Genomic DNA, 25,246 nt, shown 5'->3' with positions numbered 1-25,246 from the left:
GTGCATTTTCTTTATACTAAGCAGCTGAGGGATAATTAAGAGAAAAATAGGATTTTTTAGATAACTGAGAAGGTATGTTGGTTACAAGCCACCATGTGACAGCAGCGTGGAATAACAAATGTAGCGCAGCTCGCGTTACAGCCAGCTGCATGCATAGCGTGGTAACTCAGCTTTGGTGCAATCCTAGCTAAACGCCATCTCCGGTACGTCATCTGGGCAAATCAATATACCTGCGGTTTTGGCTTGTATTTCCGCGACGCTAACACCAGGAGCTCGCTCAAGTAAATGAAATGCCCCCTCTTTGACTTCAAGCAGCGCAAGATCAGTTACTATCTTATTGATACAGTTTACGCCGGTGAGCGGTAAACTGCAGTGCTGTAGCAGCTTGGACTCGCCTTGTTTATTCGCATGCGTCATGGTGCAAATTATATTTTTAGCCCCAGCGACAAGATCCATCGCGCCACCCATGCCCTTGATAAGCTTACCTGGGATCATCCAGCTGGCAAGATTACCTTGCTGATCTACTTCAAAAGCGCCAAGCACCGTCAGGTCCACATGACCGCCACGGATCATTGCAAAGCTTTCTGCAGAACTAAAAATGGCGGCTCCCGTACGGGCCGTAACGGTTTCCTTACCCGCATTGATCATATCCGCATCCACTTCCTGTTCGGTCGGATAAGCGCCCATACCTAATAAACCGTTTTCCGATTGCAGCATAACATCCATGCCCTGTGGCACATAATTGGCCACCAGCGTGGGGATCCCAATGCCAAGGTTGACATAAAACCCATCTCTTAATTCCTGTGCCACTCGCATGGCCATTTGTTCTCTGGTTAATGCCATTATGCTTGCTCCTTCACAGTACGTTTTTCGATGCGTTTTTCGAACTGCCCTAGAATCACTCTGTCGATATAAATTCCGGGGGTATGAATTTGGCTCGGTTCGATTTCGCCAGGCTCTACAATTTCTTCCACTTCAACGATGGTAATTTTTCCAGCCGTTGCGGCCATTGGATTAAAGTTCATGGCGGTGTGGCGATAAACACAGTTGCCAAAACGGTCTGCTTTCCATGCTTTTACAATGGCAAAATCTCCCGTGATACTCGGCTCTAAAATGTATTCTCTATCACCAAACGTTTTTACCTCTTTGCCCTCAGCGACGGGTGTACCAACGCCTGTTGCGGTATAAAACGCGGGGATCCCGGCTCCACCTGCGCGCATCTTTTCTGCAAGTGTCCCTTGTGGAGTTAATTCAACTTCCAATACTCCGCTCAATAACTGCTGCTCAAACAATGTGTTTTCTCCCACATAGGAAGCCACCATTTTGCGGATCTGCTTGTCCTCAAGCAAAATCCCTAAACCAAACCCGTCTACTCCGCAGTTATTAGAAACCACGGTTAAGTCCTTTGTGCCCATGTGGCGTATTTGGCTTATCAAACCTTCTGGGATCCCGCACAAACCAAAGCCTCCCGCAATCACGGTCATGCCATCACAAAGTCCTGCCATTGCTTCTTCGTAGCTTACGACTACCTTATCAAATCCAGCCATCATTCCTCCTATTGCACTGTCCAGCCGCCGTCCAGCACAATGGCTTGGCCAGTAATGTTGCGAGACTCATTTGCGAGTAAAAAATTGACAGCATGGGCAATCTCATCCAACCCTATAAACGCCTTTTTCGGCATTGGCGCCAACATAATATTGTTTATCACTTCATCTTCGCTGATCCCATGCTGTTTCGCTTGCGCGGTAATTTGCTGTTCTACCAATGGGGTTTTTACATAAGCGGGGCAAATAGTGTTCACGGTGATATCGCAGTCCGCGGTTTCCAGCGCCAATACTTTGCCAAATCCCATCAACCCATGTTTTGCAGCGACATAAGCAGACTTATATTTAGAAGCGACTAAAGCATGGATAGAACCAATATTGACGATGCGGCCAAAGCCGCCTTTGCGCATATGCGGCAATACCGCCTTACACAACATGGCGGGGCCTGTTAGCATCACGTCTTGCAGCAATTGCCATTTATCTTCTGGATAATGCTCCAGTGCTTCAACATGTTGCACGCCTGCGTTATTGATAAGCACATCAATGTTATCGTGCTGACGGACAAAGTCAGCGATGTCTTGCTTATTGGCAATATTGAGCGCAAACGCTTGTGCATTTCCTCCTTCACTGACGATAGACTCGGCTACCGTCTGTGCTTGCGCTAAGTTCAAATCTACGAGCAATAAGCTGTAACCTTGTTTGCTCAGGGCCATCGCGATATAGCGACCAATGCCACTTGCAGCCCCTGTGATCAACGCCGTCTTCATCGTCACTCCTTGATTATTTTGCTAAGAACTGAGCAATGGTGTCAGCCTGTGATTGAATTGAAAAAATACCGTCTAAATGCCCCCAAACGCCTTCTATCTCTGAAATTTGCACGTCTTTATTCTTGGCTTTTAGGGTTTCTGCTAGCTTACGAATGGGCTCAGGCCTTAATAACAAGTCATTGCTTGCAGGCATCAATAAAACCTTTGCTGTGATTTTATCGATAGCGCTATCAAAATTACCTTGCATGCCTGCGGTATATAGTTGCGAGGCACGGACTAAGTACAAGATAGAATTCGCATCTTGCGTTTCAGCCCTCGCTCGTGCGCGCGTGGCTAGCGTTTGGCTGAGTTTAGGAAGCTGACGAATATCTTGTTTTGCTTTGGGATCAAGCACAATAAAGTCTGGAAAACTGGCGTTATAAATAGCGGGGTGCATCGCGTCTTGAGTAATATTAAGCATCGTGGCCGTCAGTCCAGCAAGCGGCCTTTCCCCGTCGTAGTAGTCCCCGCCCTGCCAATTTGGATCAAGTCGGATAGGTAAAGCCCATTTCTCTAACGCAGCAACGGTCCAAGCATCCATCTTTGCAGCGCCAATCACATGAATTAAACGTGACACTTTTTCGGGGTAGCGCACCGACCATTCTAACGCTTGGAAAGATCCCATAGACGCGCCCATCACCGCATGTAGCTTGTCGATACCTAGGCTATCCAATAATTGCTTTTGCACTTCAACAAAATCACCGATGGTCACCACGGGAAAATCCAAACCGTAAGGTTTGCCCGTCTTTGGATTAATGGAAGCTGGGCCCGTCGTGATCACATCTTTACTATGCCAGTTTGCATTGACCAAAGTATCTGCGCTTATCACGAAGTATTTGTTAGTATCTATCGCTTTGCCCGGACCGATAATGTCATCCCAGTAACCTGCCAACACGTCAGACTCTCGATACTTACCCGCGGCGTGAGATGTGCCTGAAAAGAAATGCGTGATCAAAATCGCATTGCTTTTGTCGGCATTTAATTTGCCATAGCTTTCCCAGCCGACCTTAACGTCAGGAATGCTGGTTCCAGACTCCGTAGTAAAATGCGCGAGTGTAAATGCTCGCTTTTCAACCAACATAGGTTTGCTTGTCTCACTGCCATAGACAATATTGCTGGCAACGAACAAGAGTAACAGGAAAATCCGCTTCATTGCTGTATCACTCCGTTAAAATAAGATGAATAGGGTTAATGCGAGGGCAACGCCCACCAGCGGCACGACCGCAGTCAACGCAGCCATGGACCAATATGCTCGTTGATGTGTTTCTTTACAGATGGCGCGAATGGTTGTGACCACATAACCGTTGTGCGGTAAGGTATCCAAAGCGCCTGAGCTAATTGCCACAACACGATGTAATTGTTCTGGATTGACACCCGCATCGATGTAGTGCGGTGCCACTAAAGGTAGCGCAATGGCTTGTCCACCGGATGCCGAACCGGTTAAACCGGCTATCACACTGACTGCTACAGCCGCACCAAGCAGTTCATTACCCGGCATTTGTGTCATCATTTCGACCGCTAATTGAAATGCCTCGGTGTTTTTTGCTACCGCACCAAAACCAACCACGGCACTGGTATTACCGATAGCAACTAGCGCCCCAGTTGTGCCTAAGTTAATCGCGGCCCCCATGTTGTGAAAATGCTTAAAGTTAATCGCGACAATACTGAGTACACCGCCTAGCAACGCCACAATAAGTGCACTTTGCTGCAGCACATCATGAAGTGTAAAAGATAAAATCAACACCACGATTAAAGGCAGTACCCCAGTGATTGGATGAGGATAGTTACGTTCATGGATTTCAGGGTCGTCTTCTTTCGCCTCAAAGTGCTCACCATTGGCTACCGCTTTGGCTATCATCTTTTTCAACCACCAATAACCCGTAATAGCCATAAATGTAGCGACCACTAGACTGACTTCCCAAGCCGCATAAGGTGAAGTACCCAAATATTTTATTGGGATCCAGTTTTGAATTTCAGGGGAGCCTGCCGAAGTCATGGTAAAGGTGACTGAGCCGAAAGCCAGAGTTGCGGGAATAAAGCGCCTTGGTAAATTGGCATCTTTAAACAAGCTGAGCGCCATAGGATAGACAGAGAAAGCCACAATAAAAACACTCACACCGCCATACGTTAACACAGCACAGGCAATCACCACCGCTAATACCGCATGTTTCATACCTAATTTGTCGACAATATAGCGTGCGACGCTGTCGGCAGCACCGCTGTCTTCCATGAACTTACCGAACAAAGAGCCAAGCAAGAACATGAAAAACCAAGCACTCAAAAAGCCAGCAAAGCCATCCATATAGAGTGTAAGAAAGCTGCTTTCTACAGCTTCTGTAGGAAATAGCGCAACGCCACTCGTTAATGCGACCAATAAAGCGCAAAGTGGAGCAGCGATAAACAAGTTTACGCCACGGAGAGTTAGCCAAATAAGCAGGCCAAGTCCTCCTGCCAGTCCAAGCATACTGAGCATCAGGGCTTCCTTTTATTGTTATTAATGCCCGTTATAAGTTGATATGTTGGGCATACTGTTGATGAATATCAGTGTGGCGTGCAGGCGCAATAAAAACCATAGTACTAAGGTTATAGAAGCCCTACACCCCGTGTTAATCCTAGCGTATCAAGGCATTAGTACTAAGGTACTAATAGAAAAACTTTACAACTCCCCTATGCTTTGGTGTGACAACAAGCACCCAAAATGACAATAATAGGGACCACAGGATGAACATTTACCAACCTAGATATTCAGCTATCGCGTTGGCTATTACACTCGCAACTCAAGTCAGCCCAGCGGCAGCAGAACAAGCAACACAATCAGAAGGCAAGCTAGAGCGCATTGAAGTCACTGCGCGTAAGACGGTAGAAAACCTTCAAACCGTTCCAGTTGCAGTGACTTCTATCGGTGAAACCGATCTACTCGAAAATGGCATTTCAGTACTTTCTGAAGTCCAGCAGTTTTCACCCAATACCACACTTCAAGCTAGCCGGGGCACTAACTCTACCCTCACTGCCTTTATTCGTGGTGTCGGACAACAAGACCCATTATGGGGTTATGAACCCGGTGTCGGCATTTACGTCGATGACATTTATTTGGCAAGGCCGCAAGGGGCTGTACTCGACCTCCTTGATGTACAACAGATTGAAGTACTACGTGGACCGCAAGGAACTCTATATGGCAAAAACACCATTGGTGGCGCAATAAAATATGTCACTAAGGAAATGTCTGGCGATGCGACATTTAACGTGGAGGGGACGGTAGGTAGCTATAATCAACGCGATCTTAAGATCACAGGTCAATTGCCGCTCGTGGAAGATACACTCTACCTAGGTTATGGCTTTGCTACTTTAAATCGAGATGGCTTTGGCGAGTTCAAGGTTTCAACGCTACCCGGCCAAGATAAGGAAAACTACAATAAAGAAATTCAAGCTGCGCGGTTAACCTTGGAATATCGTCCAAGCGATGATTTGTTCTTCCGTTTAGCATGGGATAAAACCGACGATGACTCCAACTCTAAAGGGGGTTATCGGTTGTTGCCGAGCTTACTGACTGACGCCCCCGTGCCTGACAGCGTATTTGATTCTTACACCAGTATGCCAACCTGGAATAAAGTAGAGCTTGAGGGATATAGTTTGACCGCTCGCTGGGATCTTTCTGACGCCACCACATTAAAATACATCGGTGCTAGCCGAGATAGTTACTCCCCAACCAATATCGACTTTGATAATACGCCATTACGGATCTTTGATGTACCCGCCATTTATGATGACGAGCAAACCACGCATGAGATACAGCTAAGCCATGCAGGTAACGGCTATAAATTTGTCTCAGGTCTATATTATTACGATGGTAAGTCATGCGGCCAATTCCAAGCAATTTTGGAAGTATTAGGACAAAGCTTGGGCGCACCGGGTCTTACGCGAGAAGTCAGTGGTTGTAACAACTCAAATAGTAAAGCCGCGTATATTCAAGGCACCATTGATTTAGCAGAGCAGTGGTCGCTCACATTGGGCGCTCGTTACACTAAAGACAGCAAAGAGGCACAAGTCAGCAATGGTTTGGTCTTTGATGTCGTGTATCCCGAATCAAATTGGATCCCAGGTTATACACGGCCTGCAGGTGAGCTCGTACCATCAGTGCTCGATGATGAAGAAGATTGGTCACGGTTTACGCCAAGAGTGGGAGTGGAATATCAATACAACCGCGATATTATGTTCTTTGCCAGCTATGCTCAAGGGTTTAAATCCGGCACCTTCAACCCCAGAGCCAGCACTGCGGAGCCTGCTGCAGATCCTGAAATCGTAGATTCATTCGAAATCGGTATGAAAAGCGAGTGGCACGATAACCTAAGAGCCAATATCACGCTATTCACGTTAGATCACAAAGACCGCCAATATATTTCCGTGTTGCCCGGTGCAACCTCTGCCGATCTAAACCAACGACTTGGCAATATTGGTAAGTCTACAGCAAACGGTATTGAAGCCGAGCTGAGCTATGTCGCTACAGAGGCGCTGAGTTTTGACGCCGCAATAGGATATATAGACAGCGACTTCGAAGAGGTACTCGATACTAACCCAGACACGGGCGCGACATTTGACAAATCAGACCGCTTTAGTATTTCTAACACCCCTGATTTAACTTTTAACCTTGGCGCGACATACAAGCTCTACAGTGATATTGGCGATTGGGTATTCAATGCCAGCTACTACCATCGTGGTGATTATGTCTTATTTGAGGAAGATAGCCTACTGACGCAGGATAGCTATGGTTTAGTCAATCTGAGTATTAATTGGTATAGCACAGATGGCAATTGGCGTGTTGGTCTTCATGGGAAAAACCTGACCGATGAAGAATATATGATAGGAGGCTATCAATTCGTGACACCAGACCCGAGCGATCCGAGTAATGTGAGTAAGTACACGCCGGGGCTTGGTGGTGATAATACCTTGATAGGCTACTTTGGCGACCCAAGAACCGTTTCGCTTACCGTGGGTTATCGATTTTAGCGCCAAAAGCGAGGCTGCAAGAGAGCCTCGCTATCTCAATCACTTGATGTAGTTTTGGAAATACCCTATAACAACGGATACTAGGAGTTAGTTAAGGATGTCTCAGGTGCAAGCAATCATCGCTGATGACCACCCATTATTTCGCAGCGCACTCAAACAAGCGGCTGCACAAGCGATTGGTCATGACCCCATCAAAGAAGCCAGTACCTTAGACAGCTTATTCGAGATGTTGCTCGCGCATCCTGAGACAGAGCTAGTATTTTTGGACTTATCTATTCCTGGCGCGAAAGGTCTCGAAGGTCTTGCTCGGTTAAGAAATCAATACCCAGACATATTAGTGATCATGGTTTCAGCCAACGAATCGGCAGCCATTATTAGCCAATGCATTGCCCTCGGGGCAAGCGCTTATATTCCCAAGTCTTCCTCACTAGAGGTGATCAGTGATGCCATCAAGCTCGTTATTGAAGGAGAAACTTGGTTACCCGAAATCGTGGATTTCGCGCCTGAAAATGACAGCGAACAAGCGCAATTTGCGCGTAATTTAGAAAAGCTAACTCCCCAGCAATATCGAGTATTAACGATGATTGCCGATGGCCTTTTGAACAAGCAGATTGCGTATGCAATGTCGATTCAAGAGACCACCATCAAACAGCATGTTTCAGCTATTTTGAAAAAGCTCAATGTGTATAACCGCACCCAAGCTGGGATCCTATTTAATCAGCTGGCGACGGATGTACATCTCGACGATGAAGCGAGTGCTTAACTCTGATTAGATTAGTCGCTTAATCATGCGCTTTAGGGCTGGTGTTTTAAGCGGTTTATAAAGTAATGGGATCCCTGCATCACTCACTCGCTCGCGGATGGTCTCGTCATGGTTAGCGGTGTTGATAATGATTGGCATATCATCAAGCTTAAGCGCTGCTATTACCTCAAGTCCAGTGACACCATGATCAAGCTGATAATCCGCGATCAGCATATCTGCCCGACTCGTTGCTTGCAGCGCACTAAGCTCTGCTTCATCTCGCGCCACAGCCACTTGGCATCCCCAACTCAGTAATACTTGAGACAGTGCATTAAGTGCGTTGGCATCATTATCTAGCAACCAAATAGACAGACCCGATAATTGCGAATCACCGCTGGGTTTGTCAGCGGTTACTTCGGCCTTTTGATCCGTCTGCATTCCATAACTTGGCAGTGTTAAGGTAAATTGCGTGCCTTTATTCAGTTGTGAGCCAAGGGTGATGGGAATTTCCAACACTTCGCATATCCGTTTACTGATCGCAAGTCCGAGTCCTAACCCCTGCGCCAGTTCTTTACTGTGCAGCTGTTTAAACTCTTGAAATATGGCGTCCTGATCTTGCTTTGCAATGCCCACTCCAGTGTCTTCAACAATGATAGAAACACTCTCCCCCTGACATTCAGCGATAAGCCTCACCGTGCCAGACTCAGTGTAACGGATAGCGTTACTCAGTAAGTTTCCCAATACCCTTTTTAGCAGTGCTTTATCGGTGTAGAGCATGGCATCACAAACCCGCACCGCAAACGCTAATCCTTTGTCTTTCGCAACCGCCCCATATTCATTTTCCAATGGTTCCAGCAGTGACGATAACGCAAAGCGCGAGCGATTAACCTTAAACGCCCCAGCCTCTAACTTTGTTAGCTCAAGAATGCTCGACAACAGTTCTTCAGCACTTGCCAATGAACTTTTGATGCTTTGCGAAAGCTCAGCTAAGTCGGTCCCTTGGGCCTTTTCACTCATCAATGAGCAAAACAGGCTCGCTGCGTTGAATGGCTGTAACAGGTCATGACTTGCTGCGGCGAAAAAACGGGTCTTACTCTCCGTTGCATGCTCCGCTTGGCGTTTCGCAGAAGATAAAGCACGGTTGGCGTCTATCAACTCTTTGGTCCTTGCCGCGACCGTTTCTTCTAGATTTACATTAACTTGCTCTAGTAAGGATTGTTGTTTTACAAACTCGGTGATATCCGTATAGGTCGTTACAAATCCACCTCCAGGCAATGGGTTACCTTGCATTTCAAACACTCGACCATCGTGATGCTCGCGGCGGTAGCGATACGCATTGCCTCGTCGTAAATGTGATAGACGCTTCTCTACTTGCTGCTCGACATCAGCATCACCAAATAGCCCGCGCTGCGCATTGTAACGAATAAGCTCAGCCACAGGACGCCCGATAAACAACGCATTGTCTGGATAATTAAACATTTCTGCGTAGCGCTGGTTCCAAGCGACCAATTGCAGTTGGCTATCTACTACACTTATTCCCTGACTGACATTTTCTATCGTCGACTGCAGTAAATCTCGATTAAAACGTAGCACCTGTGACGCTTCATCGACAAATTCTGCAACTTGCTCTAAAGGCTGGCGTTTTTCATCTTTGGCGACATCTAAAATCAGTTTCGCAGATGCCCCTCCAACGAGCGTCGACATCTCCCGCTCGATCATATTTTCCACTTGCAATGGCGCTGGCAGTTTCCAGTTTGCAGGCTCTTTAGGAAAATGAAGCTCAACAAGCTGCTGCGCACGCGCTTGCTCGCTAAAGCGCTGCAGTAATGTTGCCAAGTCTTGGTAACTCAATACCGTGTTAGCGGACTGTGCAGACTTGGACGGCATTACAAATTTATTGCTTTGTAATCGCTCAGCAAGACGTGCAGATGAAATAAACGGGACCAGCAAATAAACCAATAAATTTGCACTTAAAGAGATCAGAACGGATTGGCTCGTACTATCTAACCCCAGACCCAAAAAGTCTAAAGGTGCTAACCATGCGATATTCATAGGCCCCGCGCTCAACCAGTGACTTTCGAAATTAAAGCCACTGATCAAGCTCGGTAACAACAGCGTGTAAAACCAAATAGCAAAACCCGTCACAATCCCCAATTGCGCGCCTAAGCATGAAGCCCCACGCCACCACAAACCAACCACCATAGCGGGAGCAAACTGCGCAACCAAGGCAAATGACATGAGTCCCATATTGGCCAACGTGTTGCCCTCAGCAAGCACGCGATGACTGGCATAACTCAATAATAAAATGCCAACAATGACCACCCGTCGAGCATTGAGCAGATTAAACTTAGATAAACCCCGATGGCTCGAATTTAACTGCGAGCGGCGCAACAAAAATTGATTGATAAAGTCATTGGTGATCATAATAGATAGCACGATGGCTGAGACTATCACCATGCTCGTCGCCGCAGAGAACCCTCCTAAAAAGGCTATCAAAGCGACTAAAGGCGCATCAGATCCCAGTGGTAGGGCAAGCACAAACGTATCGTAGCCAACATCTTGACCATTAAAATACACCAGCCCAGCATAGGCGATTGGCAAAATAAACAAATTAATCAGTAACAAATAAACGGGAAACAGCCAGCGTGCGGTCTTAAATTGGTCTTGTTCATCATATTCAATAAAAGAGGTATGAAACTGCCTCGGCAAACAAAGCGTTGCCAATACCCCTAAAAGAACATGAACTAAATAAACATAGGTTGGGCTAGCGGTTGCCTCTATTTGCTTGGTAATTCCCTGCTGCTCCGCTTGGTAAAATAAGTGAGTGGGTGATTCAAAGAGTACAAAACAGACATAGACACCGACGGCAATAAACGCCAGCAACTTAATTAATGACTCAAAGGCGATTGCAGTCATCAACCCTGGGTTATGCTCACTGGGTCTCAGCCTACGTGTGCCAAACAAAATAGCAAACAGGGCTAACAGCAAGGTGATATAAAAAGTACTATCCTGCCAAAACGCGACACTCACCCGCTGGGTGTCGCTTGTTAGCATACCGATACTGGCACTGGTAGCATTAAGCTGAAGGGCAATATAGGGCACGACCGCAATGACAGAGATCAGAGAAATGAGTCCAGACAGACTAGAAGAATTACCGTAACGAGTGGCAATAAAGTCCGCCATGGAAGTGAGTTGCTGCTGGCGGCATATTTCAGCAATTCGTGTGTAGACTTGCCAACCAAATATAAAAAGTAAAATCGTGCCAACATAAGTTGGGGCAAGCCACCAGCCATTATTTGCAGCTTGCGCGGTAGTACCAAAAAACGCCCAAGAGGTGCAATACACCCCTAGTGACAAAGCATAGGTGACTTGCTTGGCACGATAAGACCTAAATTTAGTACTCGCCCTATCTGCGCCCCATGCAATGGTAAATAAAAGCGCTAAATACAGCAGCGCAATAAGACTGATCAGCCCGATAGAAAACATAACTGTGATGATTTTTTATTGTTTGCTCTAGCATAACGGCTGTACTGTAAAAAGACAGCACACTTTAGTGCTATCCCCCCAATGCTTAGTATCATCACTTATAATCTAAAACTGCTCACCGATTTATCCAGTGCACGGGATAAAGACAGCAGCGACAATGCTTCATCTGACGCTCGTTCGGCTCCGGTTGCAGTCTCTTGCGCGGTTTCGCTGATTTCTGTCACACTTTGCGAAAGTTGCTGTGTAACCGTGTTTTGCTCTTCAGAAGCACTGGCTATTTGCAGATTCATATCTTTAATCGTACTCACAGAGGAAGAAATCGCTTGTAACACTTCATCCGTTTTCGCTGATTTGTCTGCTGTATCTTTAGCATCTTTCACATTCTCTCGCATCATGCCAACGGAGCGCTTCGCTTCATTTTGCAACTTAGAGATCATCTCCTGAATTTCGTCCGTGCTCTTTTGGGTGCGACTCGCAAGGCTTCTCACCTCGTCGGCCACTACAGCAAAGCCTCGCCCTTGTTCACCAGCCCTTGCGGCTTCAATTGCTGCGTTGAGCGCCAACAGATTAGTTTGTTCCGCGATACCCCTGATAACATCCAAAATAGAACCTACCGACTCTGTTTCTTGTTCAAGATTCTCAATGGTTTTGCTAACATTTTCTATTTTACCAACGAGGCCCTCCATTGCTTGCTGTGTTGCAACGACAACTTGAACACCTGAATTAGATTGAGAATCCGCATCAGTCGCGGCATCCGCTGCGAGTTGGGCACTTTGGGTTATCTCAGCAATCGTAGCAGCCATTTCATTCATCGAAACAGCACTATGACTGAGTTGCTCCATTTGGTTGTCCGCCCCTTGTTTAGACTGGGCAGTGATAGCACTAAGTGTTTCCGAAGAGGAAGATAATGCATGTGTAGAGCTTTGGATTTCTGCAATGATGGCTTTTAGTTTGTCAGCCATATCACGCATTGCCAAATAAATACCGCTGACCGATTCCCCCCTGTCAAATTGTATAGTGAGGTCGCCACTGGCTATCCTTGATGCCACTTCCGCGATTTCTTTTGGCTCCCCACCAATAGGGGTTTTGATTAAACGAGTGATATACCAACTCAGAAAGCAACCCAAAAGGATTACAGCTATTGCAACGACAATAATTGTATTCACTGTGTTTTCACTTTGCGCTTGAACAACTGGCCCCAATTCGTCTTGCTTATCTTTAATCGATGCCTTAATACGTGCTAAATAGTCCGCAATAGTTTGACCATTTTTGTTAAGTGATTCGGCTATTAATTGATTCCTCTCAGTGATAATTCGCTGAACTTCGTTTACCCCCTCTGAGTAACGCTCTCCAAGTGACTCTGTATTTGCAAGCAGTTGCTTGGCCGTGCCGTCAATAAACTCCGATTTAGACTGGTTTAGTAAGTCCTTCTCTTGCTTAAGCTCTTTCATTGCTCTTTCATAATCTTCAGACAAGTTACTAACTAGGAACTTATTCACAAATAGCCGCCCTAATAACAATTTCTCCTGCATATGAGCAGCAACATTTAACCCTTGAAAATCATTATGTTCGACACTTAAATCCATTAACTGAGTGACATTTTTGCGCATTTGAGGACCTATTTGATCCAATGTATCGTTAACTACTGTATCTCTGCGACGGTAAAGCGTTAAGATCTGTTTGAAGGTTGCTTCATAATCAGTTAAAGCTTCCTCACTTTTCTCTACTAGCGCTACCAACTCAGGTGTGATTAGGATCTTTCTAGCCTCGAAGAAGTCTTTATGTAATTGCTCAGTCTTTTGTTCAAATTGACGTACATCATCTTGAGACTGCTGTTTGAGGAAATTTAAGACATTGAATCTGGTTGACAACAAGTTTGCTTCCAAACTACTCGCAAGGTTACTTGCTCTAGCTAAACTTCGGTATTCTACAAAATTACTAAAACCACCGCTTAACCCAACATAAGCCACGCCAGAGAGCATGATCATTAGAGCAATCATAATGCCAAATGAAACCGATAATTGCTGACCTAACTTTAACTTTGTAAGCATATACCAACCTTAAACATCGCATTCACGGATAGTCTAGTAGCAATTGCACGAGACGCACGAGCTGATGCTACTTGTATTTAATACAATAATCATTGACGTGAATCGTCATTTAGTAAAGGTACCGATTAAAAAGCAACTCAGGAGGCGTAGGTATATCTCTCTCATCGTGCACGTGCAACTTAGTTATACGCTTGATGCTTTCTTTCTATAAAGAGTACCGTAGATCGGATGTTTAACCTGAGGTTTGATAGCTATTTATAAAAATTATCCATAAACGCAAAAGCCCCAGCTGATGCTGGGGCTTTATAAAAGTCTAATTTAGTTAAAAACTAAAATTAAGCTTTCTTAGGACGTTCAATCACGTCAACTAGCGTCCAAGATTTTTTCTTAGAGATTGGCGCACATTCGCGAATAGTCACGACGTCACCTGCTAGTGCTGTGTTGTTTTCATCGTGTGCGTGCAACTTAGTTGTACGCTTGATGAACTTACCGTAGATCGGGTGTTTAACCTGACGCTCGATAGCAACAACGATTGACTTGTCCATTTTGTCGCTAACTACACGACCTTGTACAGTACGGATCTTATCGCTCATTATGCACCTGCCTTCTGGTTGATAACCGTTTTCACACGCGCAATATTGCGACGTACTTTCTTAAGCTCGTGAGTTTGAGCTAGCTGACCAGTGCTCGCTTGCATGCGCAGGTTGAACTGCTCACGAAGAAGCTCTAGAAGTTCAGCATTTAGCTCTTCTACGCTTTTGTCTTTAAGTTCGCTAGCTTTCATTACATTACCGTCCGAGTTACAAATGTTGTTTTGAAAGGTAATTTACGAGCAGCTAGGTCGAATGCTTCGCGAGCAAGCTCTTCTGAAACACCTTCCATCTCGTAAAGTACTTTACCAGGCTGAATTTCAGCAACCCAGTATTCAACAGAACCTTTACCTTTACCCATACGAACTTCAAGCGGTTTCTCTGTAATTGGCTTATCTGGGAATACACGGATCCAGATTTTACCTTGACGCTTGACGTGACGTGTCATAGCACGACGAGCTGCTTCGATTTGACGAGCAGTCATACGGCCACGGCCAGTCGCTTTCAAGCCGAAAGAACCGAAGCTAACTTTGTTACCGCTGGTAGCCAGACCACGGTTGCGGCCTTTGTGTACCTTACGGAATTTTGTACGTTTTGGCTGTAACATTAGTCGCTACCTCTTACTTAGCACTTTTTTTAGCTTTCTTCGGCGCACGTTTAGCTGGCTTCTCTTGCTCTTGAACTAGTGGAAGACCACCAATTACTTCGCCTTTGAAGATCCAAACCTTAACACCGATGATACCGTAAGTGGTCAAAGCTTCTGAAGTTGCGTAGTCGATATCAGCACGTAGAGTGTGTAGAGGTACACGACCTTCACGGTACCACTCAGAACGTGCGATTTCAGCACCGCCTAGACGGCCGCTTACTTCAACTTTGATACCCTTAGCACCTAGGCGCATTGCGTTTTGTACTGCGCGCTTCATAGCACGACGGAACATAACACGACGCTCTAGCTGAGAAGAGATACCGTCAGCAACTAACTGTGCATCTAGCTCTGGCTTACGTACTTCTGCGATGTTGATTTGCGCAGGTACACCAGCAAGCTTAGTTACAGCTTGGCGAAGCTTTTCAACATCTTCACCTTTTTTACCGATAACAACACCAGGACGAGCTGTGTGAATTGTTACACGGATTGATTTAGCTGGACGCTCGATAACGATCTTAGCTACAGAAGCACTTTTCAATTCCTTAGTAAGGTATTGACGTACTTTGTGATCGCCAAAAAGCTGTTCAGAGAAATCTTTTGTATTCGCGTACCAAGTAGATACCCAAGGCTTTGAGATACCTAGGCGAATACCAGTAGGATGAACTTTTTGTCCCATTACTTATATCTCCTAGCTATCCGATACCACAACAGTGATGTGGCTTGTACGCTTAAGGATGCGGTCTGCGCGTCCTTTAGCACGTGGCATAATACGTTTCATTGTAGGACCTTCGTCTACAAATACTTTAGCCACTTTAAGCTCATCAATGTCAGCACCTTCGTTGTGCTCCGCGTTCGCGATAGCAGACTCAAGTACTTTCTTAACTAATACAGCCGCTTTCTTCGGGCTGTACGCCAGGATTTCTAGCGCGCGATCAACCGGAAGTCCACGGATTTGATCTGCCACTAGACGTGCTTTCTGCGCCGAACCAGAGGCGAATTTGTGTTTAGCTAATGCTTCCATCATACCCTCCGATTAACGCTTCTTAGCTTTCTTATCCGCAGCGTGACCGCGGTAAGTACGTGTAGGTGCAAATTCACCCAGTTTGTGACCGATCATTTCGTCTGTGATGAACACAGGAACGTGCTGACGACCATTATGGACAGCGATGGTCAATCCGATCATGTTAGGTATGATCATTGAACGACGGCTCCAAGTTTTAATTGGCTTCTTGTCACCGCTTTCCAACGCTTTCTCTACCTTCTTCAGCAAGTGTAGGTCAATAAATGGACCTTTCTTGAGAGAACGTGGCATGGCAATTCCTCAACTATTATTTAGTACGACGACGTACGATAAACTTATCAGTACGCTTGTTCTTACGAGTCTTGTAACCTTTAGTAGGTACGCCCCATGGAGATACAGGGTGACGACCACCAGAAGTACGACCTTCACCACCACCGTGTGGGTGGTCAATCGGGTTCATGGCAACACCACGAACTGTAGGACGGATACCACGCCAACGATTTGCACCAGCTTTACCTAGTGAACGTAGCATGTGTTCTGCGTTACCTACTTCGCCAAGAGTCGCACGACAATCAGACTCAACCTTACGAACTTCGCCAGAACGAAGACGTAGTGTTACGTATTGACCTTCACGAGCAAGGATCTGTACGTAAGCACCAGCAGAACGTGCAATTTGTGCACCTTTGCCAGGTTTAAGTTCAACGTTGTGTACAGTAGAACCTACAGGGATATTACGCATAGGTAGTGTGTTACCAACCTTGATTGGTGCATCAACACCAGATTGGATTGCATCACCTGCTTTAAGACCCTTAGGTGCAATAATGTAACGACGCTCACCGTCTGCATATAATACAAGAGCGATGTTTGCGCTACGGTTTGGATCGTACTCTAGACGCTCAACTTTAGCTGGAATGCCATCTTTTGTGCGTGTAAAGTCGATTACACGGTAGTGTTGCTTATGACCACCACCGATGTGACGAACCGTGATACGACCGTTGTTGTTACGACCACCTGATTTAGAGTTTTTCTCTAATAGCGGAGCGTAAGGCTTACCCTTGTGTAGATCAGGGTTAACCACTTTAACGACGTGACGACGACCCGCAGAAGTTGGTTTACACTTTTGAAGTGCCATAATTCTAACTCCCCTTATTACTCGGCGCCGCCGACAAAGTCTAGCTCGCTACCTTCTTTAAGAGTAACGTATGCTTTTTTCCAATCGCTACGACGGCCAAAACGCATACCAGTACGCTTTGTCTTACCCTTAACATTTAGAGTGCGAACACCAGTTACTTCTACTTCGAAAAGCTTTTCTACAGCTGCTTTAACTTCAGCTTTAGTTGCATCTTTAGCTACTTTGAAAACGATAGTGTTGTTTTCTTCAGCAGATACAGTGCTCTTCTCAGAGATGTGTGGAGCAAGGATTACTTTTAAAAGACGTTCTTCACGGATCATGCTAGCGCCTCCTCAAGTTGCTTAACAGCAGCAGCAGTAATCAGAACCTTATCGAAAGCGATTAGGCTTACTGGGTCGATGCCAGCTACGTCACGCGTGTCAACCTTGTACAGGTTACGTGCAGAAAGGAATAGATTCTCATCTACTTCTTCAGTCACGATTAGTACGTCTTTAAGCTCAAGTTCTTTAAGCTTAGCTACTAGTTCTTTAGTCTTTGGTGCTTCTAGACCAAAGTTTTCAACAACTACTAGACGATCTTGACGAACAAGCTCAGAAAGAATGCTCTTGATCGCACCGCGATACATTTTACGGTTAACTTTTTGGCTGTGATCTTGCGGCTTAGCTGCAAAGCTCACACCACCGCTGCGCCAGATTGGGCTGCGGATTGTACCAGCACGTGCACGGCCAGTACCTTTTTGGCGGAATGGTTTCTTACCACCACCGCGTACTTCAGAACGTGTCAATTGAGCACGAGTACCTTGGCGAGCACCTGCTGCATAAGCAACAACTACTTGGTGTACCAATGCTTCGTTAAACTCACGTCCAAAAGTAGCTTCGGAAACTTCAAGCGCGCCAGCGCCTTTAATTGCTAATTCCATCACTAAATCTCCAGGACTTATGCTTTAACAGCTGGTTTAACGATAACGTCACCGCCGATAGCGCCAGGTACTGCACCTTTAACTAAAAGCAAGTTACGCTCTGCGTCAACACGTACTAGTTCAAGGTTCTGTGTCGTTGAACGAACATTACCCATTTGACCGGCCATTTTCTTACCTTTGAAAACTTTACCAGGAGACTGGTTTTGACCGATTGAACCAGGAGCACGGTGAGATAGAGAGTTACCGTGAGTTGCGTCTTGCATGCTGAAGTTCCAGCGCTTAACACCACCTTGGAAACCTTTACCTTTTGAAGTACCAGTAACGTCTACTTTTTTCACTTCAGTGAAAAGTTCAACAGTTAGCTCTGAACCTACTTCAAATTCACCTTCACCGCCGTTAAGACGGAATTCCCACAGGCCGCGACCCGCTTCAACGCCAGCTTTAGCGAAGTGACCCGCTGCTGGTTTGTTTACACGGCTTGCTTTTTTCTCGCCTGCAGTAACTTGAAGCGCGTTATAACCGTCAGTTGCGTCAGATTTGATCTGCGTAACACGGTTAGGAGTCGCTTCGATAACTGTCACAGGGATAGATACACCATCTTCAGTGAAGATACGTGTCATACCCACTTTACGACCGACTAGACCTAATGCCATTTTCCTAAAACCTCTCTAATCTTCCGATTAACCCAGGCTGATTTGAACATCAACACCAGCAGCAAGGTCTAGGCGCATTAGAGCGTCTACAGTCTTGTCAGTTGGTTCTACGATGTCGATCAGACGTTTGTGGGTGCGGATTTCATACTGATCACGCGCGTCTTTGTTTACGTGCGGAGAGATCAATACTGTGAAACGTTCTTTGCGCGTAGGTAGTGGGATTGGACCACGAACCTGTGCACCAGTGCGCTTCGCTGTTTCCACGATTTCCGCCGTTGATTGGTCAATCAAACGGTGGTCAAAAGCTTTTAGGCGAATACGAATGCGTTGATTTGACATTCTTAAACCTCAAAATAAAAAGAGCATTTAAAAAGAGCATAAAAAAACGACCGAGACTAACTCAATTATTCCTGAGGAGTCGGCTGTTAATTTATTTCTACCGTTGAACTCACAATTGGAGTTCCTGTTCATAGGGCCTGAAATCCAGACCTTTCATTTACTTTCCTAGACGCTATGGTCAAGAAAGTCTGCATATTATAGTGATATTGGTGATAAATGCAACAACTAATACAAAGTAATTTTATCGCTAGGCTCCATAGGCGCTGTCACGCAGATACAGCGCTTTGAACATACACAATATTTCACTCACAAAAACCACATAGAACAAAATTCACTCTACTCAAGCGTTCGCTTCTGTTAGTCTTCTATAGGCAAATATTGCGACAAGAAAACATGGATGACGCCTTTGTAAATGGTCAGTCCAGTTAAATCTTGGTATTCTATGGCTAATGATAATTGTTCGGTATTCCCATGCAGATTTTTTCTTATTTGCTTACAACCATCGCTCGCTGTAGCAACTGGCTTTTTGTTAAAAGTAAAGTGTTACCAGAGCATCCCATCGAGGATTATGAGCTAGACTCCAGCATTCCCACATTTTATGTAGCGAGACTCGACTCGGTATCAGACATGGTCGCGCTAGATGTTATGTGTAAAAAGCTTGGTTTACCAAGACCATCTCAAAAAGCGCGAATTGGCAATAGAGAACTCAATCGTTTTGTTGGGATCCAGGCTCCGCCTAGTGTCTTTGGCAATAGTCATAAACCAAGTGATGCGCTTGAACATAGCAAAGCGATTTTTGAAGCCTTAAAAGATGACGACAATACCGATGCGCAGGTTATTCCGGTCACCATATTATGGGGTCGTAATCCTGGTAAAGAAAAGCCTGGTGTAGGAACCTTATTATCCAACTCATTAACACCGAGCTGGCTACGCAAATGCTTTGTGATCTTGTTTTCAGGCAGGGATAACTTTGTTCGATTTTCTCGCCCGATTGAACTCAATCAATTGTTAAACGATAAAGCAGACGTTGAGGAGCTGCCACATAAGCTGCTGCGCGTTGCACGCGTACATTTCCGTCGTCAAAAATTGGCCGCTACCGGCCCCAAATTACCATCACGTGAGCAGCTATTTAATTCTATCTTAGCGTCGCAAAGCATTAAAAAGGCCATTGCTGACGAAGCAAAGACAAAAGGTCTAAGTCAGGAAGAAGCAAGATTACAAGCACTTAGGTTATTAGACGAAATAGCCGCAAACTATTCAGACGCCATGGTGCGCGTAGCTGACAGGGCGCTCACTTGGCTGTGGAACAAGCTTTATAATGGTATTGAAGTTAATAACTCAGACAAAGTACAAGCACTCGCAGACAAAGGACACGAGATCATTTACGTGCCATGTCATCGTAGCCATATGGATTACTTGCTTCTAACTTATATCATTTACCATCAGGGTTTAGTACCACCGCATATCGCAGCTGGCGTTAATCTCAACTTTTTCCCTGCGGGCCCTATTTTCCGCCGTAGTGGTGCCTTCTTTATTCGCCGATCCTTTTCTGGCAACAAACTCTATTCCGCGGTATTCAAGGAATATTTAAGCCAGTTATTTATCAAAGGGTATTCCGTTAAGTTTTATACTGAAGGTGGCCGCAGTCGTACCGGTCGTCTTCTACCACCAAAAACGGGGATGTTGGCAATGACACTGCAATCCATGCTTCGCGGCATTGATAGACCTATATCATTAGTGCCCGTTTATCTCGGCTATGAACATGTTATGGAGATCAACACCTACCTCAAAGAGCTGGCTGGCAACAGTAAGAAAAATGAGTCTATCTTTGGTATTTTTAAGGCGATTAAGAACCTTAAAAACTATGGTAGAGGGTATTTAAATTTCGGCGATCCGATATCAGTCAACCAATTTTTGAATGAGCATCAACCAGATTGGCGTGATTCTATCCACCCCACCGAAACTCAAAAGCCAGCTTGGCTGAACAAGCAAGTTGCCGATCTCGCTGATGTCATCATGACTGAGATAAATAACTCAGCAGCACTGAACTCAGTTAATTTGCTTGCGACAATTTTGCTGAGTAACGAGCAATTTGCATTGCCTAAATCACAACTGCTACAACAGCTTGATTTGTATCTTGGACTACACAGAAATGCACCTTATCACGACAATGCGACGGTGCCAGATTCGAGCTCTGAGGGCTTACTCGATCATGCACTTAAGCTTGATAAGTTCGATATTATTGAAGACAGTTTCGGCAGCATCATTAGTGTTAAGGAAAAAGAACGCGCTCTGCTTAATTATTACCGTAACAATATTCTGCACCTGTTTGCCGTACCAAGCTTAATCGCTCAGCAACTCTTCAACCGCTACAGCTTGACTGTTGATGAGTGCCGTAAAGAGGTAGCGCTTTTGTATCCCTTGTTTGCAAAAGAGTGGTTCTTAACAGACCTTAAGACAGGATATATAGAGTCTATTTTTGAATACTTTGCGGCTAAGGATCTGATCACCTTTGATGGTCACTTAGCCTCGGTTAACAAAGATGGTAGCGCGTTGGCACAATTAGAAATGCTAGGTAAAGTGATCCACTTAACGCTTGAACGCTATGCAATCACGATTAACCTGGTTAAGCGTCATCAAGGATTAAGTCGTAGCGAGCTTGAAAAAGAAAGTGCACTTCTTGCCGACCGACTAGGAACTTTGCATGGTATCAAAAGCCCAGAGTTTTTTGACAAAAAAGTGCTCAGTGCATTTGTCACTAGCCTAAAAGAGCAAGGCTTTATAGAACAAGATGAAGCCGCTGGCATTCGCGGCACAGAATCACTACATACTTTAGAGCAGTACTTAAAAGCCCTGCTACCTGCACGAATACATCAGTCTATTCAGCATATCGTCTAATACCATAAGGCCCCAATTTAGGGGCCTTATGGTGCATAGCAAAGCTTAAGTTAGACGATTATCTACTACTTGCTTTGTAACAACAGCAATAACACATAGTGCCGCCGCTATATCTACAGAGATTATTTGATGCGGCCAAACTAAAGCGATACCTAAAAGCGCTAACACCATCCTGATTGGTTTATTGAGCTTCGCCTCCGCATAACCGTATATCGCTGCTACCAAAGCGTACATTCCCACAAGCGCGGTAAAAAAAACCTGCATGATCTCAAAGTTACTCCCCCCAATAAACGGCGTATAAGCAAACAGTAAGGGAACGATGTATAGTGCTTTGGCCGTTTTCCATGCTTCTATTCCTGTTGCCATCGGCGGTGTTTTGGCAATGCCCGCGGCAGTAAAAGCGACCAAGCACACCGGCGGTGTCACATTGCTGTCTTGCGATAACCAAAAAATTATCATATGGGCAGAGAGTAGCATCATGGCTAAATGCGTGGCATCAAACTGGCTACTGCGAATAATATCAATAGCCTCCGGTGGCAAGCTTGCCAAAATAGTAAACACTTGAGCCGCGGTAATATTTGGCTGGTTGTATATCTCTCCAAGTGCTGGTGCCATCATACTCATCATCATCGTCGCAGTTTCATTGAGTTGACCATTTACTATGGTCTCTACCAGTGCTGACTGGCTGATCAAGCCATATAGAGCCGGTGCAGAAAGCGTTGCCAACACAATGTACGATGCCGTCACCGGCAGTCCCATACCGATAATTAACGAGGCCAACGCAATCAATACCAACAACAGTATCAAACTTGCTCCCGCCCATTCATTTATCATTAGAGAAAAAGTAACGCCTAAGGAACTGATTGAAATACAATTAACCAGCATGCCAATGGCAACCAATAATATTGCTGTCTTAGCGCTGTTTTCAGTTGCATTTGCAAGCGCAGCCAAAATCTTTGACCACCTCATCGGCGCAGGTGAAAACAAAGAAAACAGACACACACTGAGCGTCGCAATACTGACTGCATAAGTTGGCGTAAAGCCATAAATCATCAATGTTACGAGCAACACGATAGGCAATAAATGATGCCAACCGGACTTCAGTTCTTGCCAAGCACTTAATTGCTCGGGCTCTAATACTGGCTGGATATTCAAACGCTTAGCTTGAATACGTACAAAGATGGCGATAGATGCGAAATAAAGCAGAGCGGGAACAAAGGCCGCAGCAATTATCGTAAGATAAGGAATTTGAGTATAGGAGGCCATCACAAATACACCAGCCCCCATAATCGGCGGGATCAGCTGACCTCCCGTCGATGCTCCGGCTTCAACTGCTGCCGCAAACTTTGCAGGAAAACCAGCTTTCTTCATTAATGGAATGGTGATCACCCCAGTCGCCGCTGTATTCGCGATAGCAGAGCCCGATACGGAGCCCATCATACCCGAGCTCACAACAGCAACAAGTCCCTGCCCGCCAACCATGCGACCGACAAGCGCATTGGCAAAGCGAATGATAAAATCCCCTGTTCCTGCTTGGACTAGAAATGCGCCAAACAAGATAAACATAAAAACAAACGTCCAAGAAATTTTAGCAATAGGTCCAAACAAACCGTCATCAAAGTAATTGCGAAACAAAATAGTTTCTGCGCTTAAACCAGCAAAATGAAACACGCCATCAATATGCTGTCCCAAAAACAGCACATAGCTCATCGCCAGTAGGATCATCACCGGGATAAACCAGCCCACACAGCGCCGGACCAACTCAAGCGCGAGGAGCACAGCGGTGGAAGATGCTATCCAGTCAGCCGTAGCAAATTCATAATTACGCGCAGCCAACGCATCACTGTACAGAACAAGATAACCGCAGCTCACGATTAAACCGATAAACAGCCCGATATCAATAACGCTAGAAAGCACTGCTAATTTGCCAACTCTAAGCGGCAAGGTGAGCAAGATAATGCTACCAAATAGCATGAAATGAATGGCAGAAATATAGTTATCTGGCCAAGTGGCGACCAAGTTAAAATAGAGGTGCAACAGACTCGAGAGTATCGCTAAATAAAAAGCGATCCGATTACGAGCTGCTGTTGGTGCTACTAACGCGCTTTGCTCATTGCTACTATTACTCATTGATAGATACTATCCCGTTTTACTTAGTTGACGGCGTTACTGCAGATGAGCAGGTATGGAAATACCTATTTCTTTATAATACTTCAGCGCACCGGGATGTAGCTTGGCAGGCAGCCCCATAAGTGCCTTTTCTATCGCCATGGCTTTAGTCGCTTTATGGATGGTTTGAAGAAAGACTAAATTTTCATAAATTGCCTTGGTGAGTAGATATACATCTTCCTCACTCATATCTTTATGTGCAGCAAGAAAGTTTGGCTGCGCAATTGTTTTGATTGCGTTAGTTTGGCCGGGGTAAGTGTTAGCTGGGATCTCGAAGCGTGACCATAGCTCTACCTCAGCGTTGACTTTATTTAGCTGCTCATCAGTGAAATCCAGCACAGTGATACCATTGGCATCGGCCGCATAAGCACTTGTGATAGCGCTGACAGGTACTCCTGCTGGAATATTCATTCCAGCAATCTGACCATTTTGTAGGGCGCTAGAAGATCCCGCGTAACCTTTATGCACCAAAGTGAATTTGTCACTATCGACGCCCAGTGCAGCCATAATGTGCTTTCCAGATCCTTCCGTTCCAGAGTTACGCTTACCAATGCCAAACCCTTGTGAATATAGGTTTTTCAAATCTGAGACGTTGCCCGTTTTGGCATACTTCTTAGCAATGACAAAGTGCTCAACGTTTTGCCACAACATCGTCACAGAACGCAGATAATCTTGTTTGCCAACGGGTGTCATTGCACCCGTCCCCTGCGTCGCCCACGCGCCGTAAAGGCCTTGTAGAATCGCCAGTTCAGCTTCTTTATTACGCATGAGTTTGAGGTTATCACCAGAACCGGCAGAGGTAATGGCCGACACACTCATACCGTGCTGCGGCGTGACTTTTAGCTTAGTTAGTGTCGCAATCGCGACACCTACTGGATAAAAAGTGCCACCAGATGAGGCTGTCGCCAAAATATAGGATCTGTCTTTATCTACATTGGCAAAGCTTGTAAAAGTACATAGTGATATTGTGATACTGAGCACAGCAGAAATTGTTCGAGCCGAAAGACCTAACATCTTTTCACTCCCTAATTTTAGGTTTTATATGGGCTTATTGTGCACACCTTTACGCAATTAACCAAATTTTTACGTAGCTGGTGGCAGGATATCAGCATATAGAATAGGGAGATTAAATGGTGAGAATATGGATTTTAAGCTGTCGAAAGCAAATATAAGAACATTATCGAGTTGTTAGTTATAAACATCACAACGACAAAAATGATGCTTTTATATGAGAATGACCCTTTTC

23 protein-coding genes are annotated in these 25,246 nt (G+C 45.4%); 3 read left to right on the top strand and 20 right to left on the bottom strand.

What is annotated here, in order from left to right; genetic code table 11:
* Positions 1-183: 183 nt before the first annotated feature.
* Genes JJQ94_RS06460 through JJQ94_RS06440 form a run of 5 tightly spaced genes read right to left on the bottom strand, consistent with a single transcriptional unit; the run spans position 184 to position 4,823 of the window.
* Positions 184-843, bottom strand: a complete 660-nt coding sequence (locus tag JJQ94_RS06460; RefSeq protein WP_099031123.1) for a CoA transferase subunit B — start codon at positions 841-843, stop codon at positions 184-186.
* On the bottom strand, positions 843-1,547 hold the full coding sequence (locus tag JJQ94_RS06455) for a CoA transferase subunit A (RefSeq protein WP_099031122.1): 705 nt from the start codon (positions 1,545-1,547) through the stop codon (positions 843-845). Before JJQ94_RS06455 ends, JJQ94_RS06460 begins: the two co-directional genes overlap by 1 nt.
* A gap of 8 nt (positions 1,548-1,555) precedes the next feature.
* Entirely contained in the window at positions 1,556-2,311 is a 756-nt protein-coding gene (locus tag JJQ94_RS06450) for a 3-hydroxybutyrate dehydrogenase (RefSeq protein WP_099031121.1), read from the bottom strand.
* A gap of 13 nt (positions 2,312-2,324) precedes the next feature.
* Entirely contained in the window at positions 2,325-3,503 is a 1,179-nt protein-coding gene (locus JJQ94_RS06445; RefSeq protein WP_099031120.1) for an E22 family MetX-like putative esterase, read from the bottom strand.
* Positions 3,504-3,518: 15 nt separating this feature from the next.
* Positions 3,519-4,823, bottom strand: coding sequence for a GntP family permease (locus JJQ94_RS06440; RefSeq protein WP_099031119.1), 1,305 nt, complete (start codon positions 4,821-4,823; stop codon positions 3,519-3,521).
* Positions 4,824-5,071: 248 nt separating this feature from the next.
* Between JJQ94_RS06440 and JJQ94_RS06435 the strand changes: the two genes are divergently transcribed.
* The gene (locus JJQ94_RS06435) at positions 5,072-7,354 is read left to right on the top strand and encodes a TonB-dependent receptor (RefSeq protein WP_099031118.1); all 2,283 of its coding nucleotides are present in this window, start codon (positions 5,072-5,074) and stop codon (positions 7,352-7,354) included.
* 97 nt (positions 7,355-7,451) lie between these two features.
* The gene (locus JJQ94_RS06430) at positions 7,452-8,117 is read left to right on the top strand and encodes a response regulator transcription factor (protein ID WP_099031117.1); all 666 of its coding nucleotides are present in this window, start codon (positions 7,452-7,454) and stop codon (positions 8,115-8,117) included.
* A gap of 6 nt (positions 8,118-8,123) precedes the next feature.
* Here the strand turns inward: JJQ94_RS06430 and JJQ94_RS06425 are convergent, their stop codons facing one another.
* The 13 genes from JJQ94_RS06425 to rpsJ form a co-directional block, all read right to left on the bottom strand.
* On the bottom strand, positions 8,124-11,582 hold the full coding sequence (locus tag JJQ94_RS06425) for a PAS domain-containing hybrid sensor histidine kinase/response regulator (RefSeq protein ID WP_099031116.1): 3,459 nt from the start codon (positions 11,580-11,582) through the stop codon (positions 8,124-8,126).
* 98 nt (positions 11,583-11,680) lie between these two features.
* Complete coding sequence (locus JJQ94_RS06420) at positions 11,681-13,633, bottom strand: HAMP domain-containing methyl-accepting chemotaxis protein (protein ID WP_099031115.1); 1,953 nt, start codon at positions 13,631-13,633, stop codon at positions 11,681-11,683.
* A 335-nt stretch (positions 13,634-13,968) separates the two neighbouring features.
* On the bottom strand, positions 13,969-14,226 hold the full coding sequence (rpsQ, locus tag JJQ94_RS06415) for a 30S ribosomal protein S17 (RefSeq protein WP_010376371.1): 258 nt from the start codon (positions 14,224-14,226) through the stop codon (positions 13,969-13,971).
* On the bottom strand, positions 14,226-14,417 hold the full coding sequence (rpmC, locus tag JJQ94_RS06410; protein WP_010376372.1) for a 50S ribosomal protein L29: 192 nt from the start codon (positions 14,415-14,417) through the stop codon (positions 14,226-14,228). The genes rpsQ and rpmC overlap by 1 nt, the downstream gene beginning before the upstream one ends.
* Entirely contained in the window at positions 14,417-14,830 is a 414-nt protein-coding gene (gene rplP / locus JJQ94_RS06405; protein WP_010376373.1) for a 50S ribosomal protein L16, read from the bottom strand. Before rplP ends, rpmC begins: the two co-directional genes overlap by 1 nt.
* 13 nt (positions 14,831-14,843) lie before the next feature.
* Positions 14,844-15,545 carry a 30S ribosomal protein S3 gene (gene rpsC / locus JJQ94_RS06400; protein ID WP_010376374.1) on the bottom strand — a complete coding sequence of 234 codons (702 nt, stop codon included), beginning with the start codon at positions 15,543-15,545 and terminating at the stop codon, positions 14,844-14,846.
* Positions 15,546-15,557: 12 nt separating this feature from the next.
* On the bottom strand, positions 15,558-15,890 hold the full coding sequence (gene rplV / locus JJQ94_RS06395) for a 50S ribosomal protein L22 (RefSeq protein WP_010376375.1): 333 nt from the start codon (positions 15,888-15,890) through the stop codon (positions 15,558-15,560).
* Between the two features lie 12 nt (positions 15,891-15,902).
* Entirely contained in the window at positions 15,903-16,181 is a 279-nt protein-coding gene (gene rpsS / locus JJQ94_RS06390; protein WP_010376377.1) for a 30S ribosomal protein S19, read from the bottom strand.
* Positions 16,182-16,197: 16 nt separating this feature from the next.
* The gene (gene rplB / locus JJQ94_RS06385) at positions 16,198-17,022 is read right to left on the bottom strand and encodes a 50S ribosomal protein L2 (protein WP_010607737.1); all 825 of its coding nucleotides are present in this window, start codon (positions 17,020-17,022) and stop codon (positions 16,198-16,200) included.
* 17 nt (positions 17,023-17,039) lie between these two features.
* The gene (rplW, locus tag JJQ94_RS06380) at positions 17,040-17,342 is read right to left on the bottom strand and encodes a 50S ribosomal protein L23 (protein WP_010376382.1); all 303 of its coding nucleotides are present in this window, start codon (positions 17,340-17,342) and stop codon (positions 17,040-17,042) included.
* Positions 17,339-17,941, bottom strand: a complete 603-nt coding sequence (gene rplD / locus JJQ94_RS06375; protein WP_010376385.1) for a 50S ribosomal protein L4 — start codon at positions 17,939-17,941, stop codon at positions 17,339-17,341. The genes rplW and rplD overlap by 4 nt, the downstream gene beginning before the upstream one ends.
* A 17-nt stretch (positions 17,942-17,958) precedes the next feature.
* Positions 17,959-18,594, bottom strand: coding sequence for a 50S ribosomal protein L3 (gene rplC, locus JJQ94_RS06370; protein WP_010376387.1), 636 nt, complete (start codon positions 18,592-18,594; stop codon positions 17,959-17,961).
* Between the two features lie 27 nt (positions 18,595-18,621).
* On the bottom strand, positions 18,622-18,933 hold the full coding sequence (gene rpsJ / locus JJQ94_RS06365) for a 30S ribosomal protein S10 (protein ID WP_010376390.1): 312 nt from the start codon (positions 18,931-18,933) through the stop codon (positions 18,622-18,624).
* 471 nt (positions 18,934-19,404) lie between these two features.
* On the opposite strand from rpsJ, the gene plsB reads away from it, so the two are divergent.
* The gene (gene plsB / locus JJQ94_RS06360; protein WP_099031114.1) at positions 19,405-21,831 is read left to right on the top strand and encodes a glycerol-3-phosphate 1-O-acyltransferase PlsB; all 2,427 of its coding nucleotides are present in this window, start codon (positions 19,405-19,407) and stop codon (positions 21,829-21,831) included.
* Positions 21,832-21,876: 45 nt separating this feature from the next.
* Here the strand turns inward: plsB and JJQ94_RS06355 are convergent, their stop codons facing one another.
* Positions 21,877-23,961 carry a TRAP transporter permease gene (locus JJQ94_RS06355; RefSeq protein WP_099031113.1) on the bottom strand — a complete coding sequence of 695 codons (2,085 nt, stop codon included), beginning with the start codon at positions 23,959-23,961 and terminating at the stop codon, positions 21,877-21,879.
* 36 nt (positions 23,962-23,997) lie between these two features.
* The gene (locus tag JJQ94_RS06350) at positions 23,998-25,014 is read right to left on the bottom strand and encodes a TAXI family TRAP transporter solute-binding subunit (RefSeq protein ID WP_099031112.1); all 1,017 of its coding nucleotides are present in this window, start codon (positions 25,012-25,014) and stop codon (positions 23,998-24,000) included.
* Positions 25,015-25,246: the final 232 nt, after the last annotated feature.

This window comes from Pseudoalteromonas sp. GCY (genome assembly GCF_016695175.1).
GTDB lineage: Bacteria > Pseudomonadota > Gammaproteobacteria > Enterobacterales > Alteromonadaceae > Pseudoalteromonas.
The sequence above is the reverse complement of the archived record's forward strand: the minus strand, read 5'-3'. Positions and strand labels throughout refer to the sequence as shown.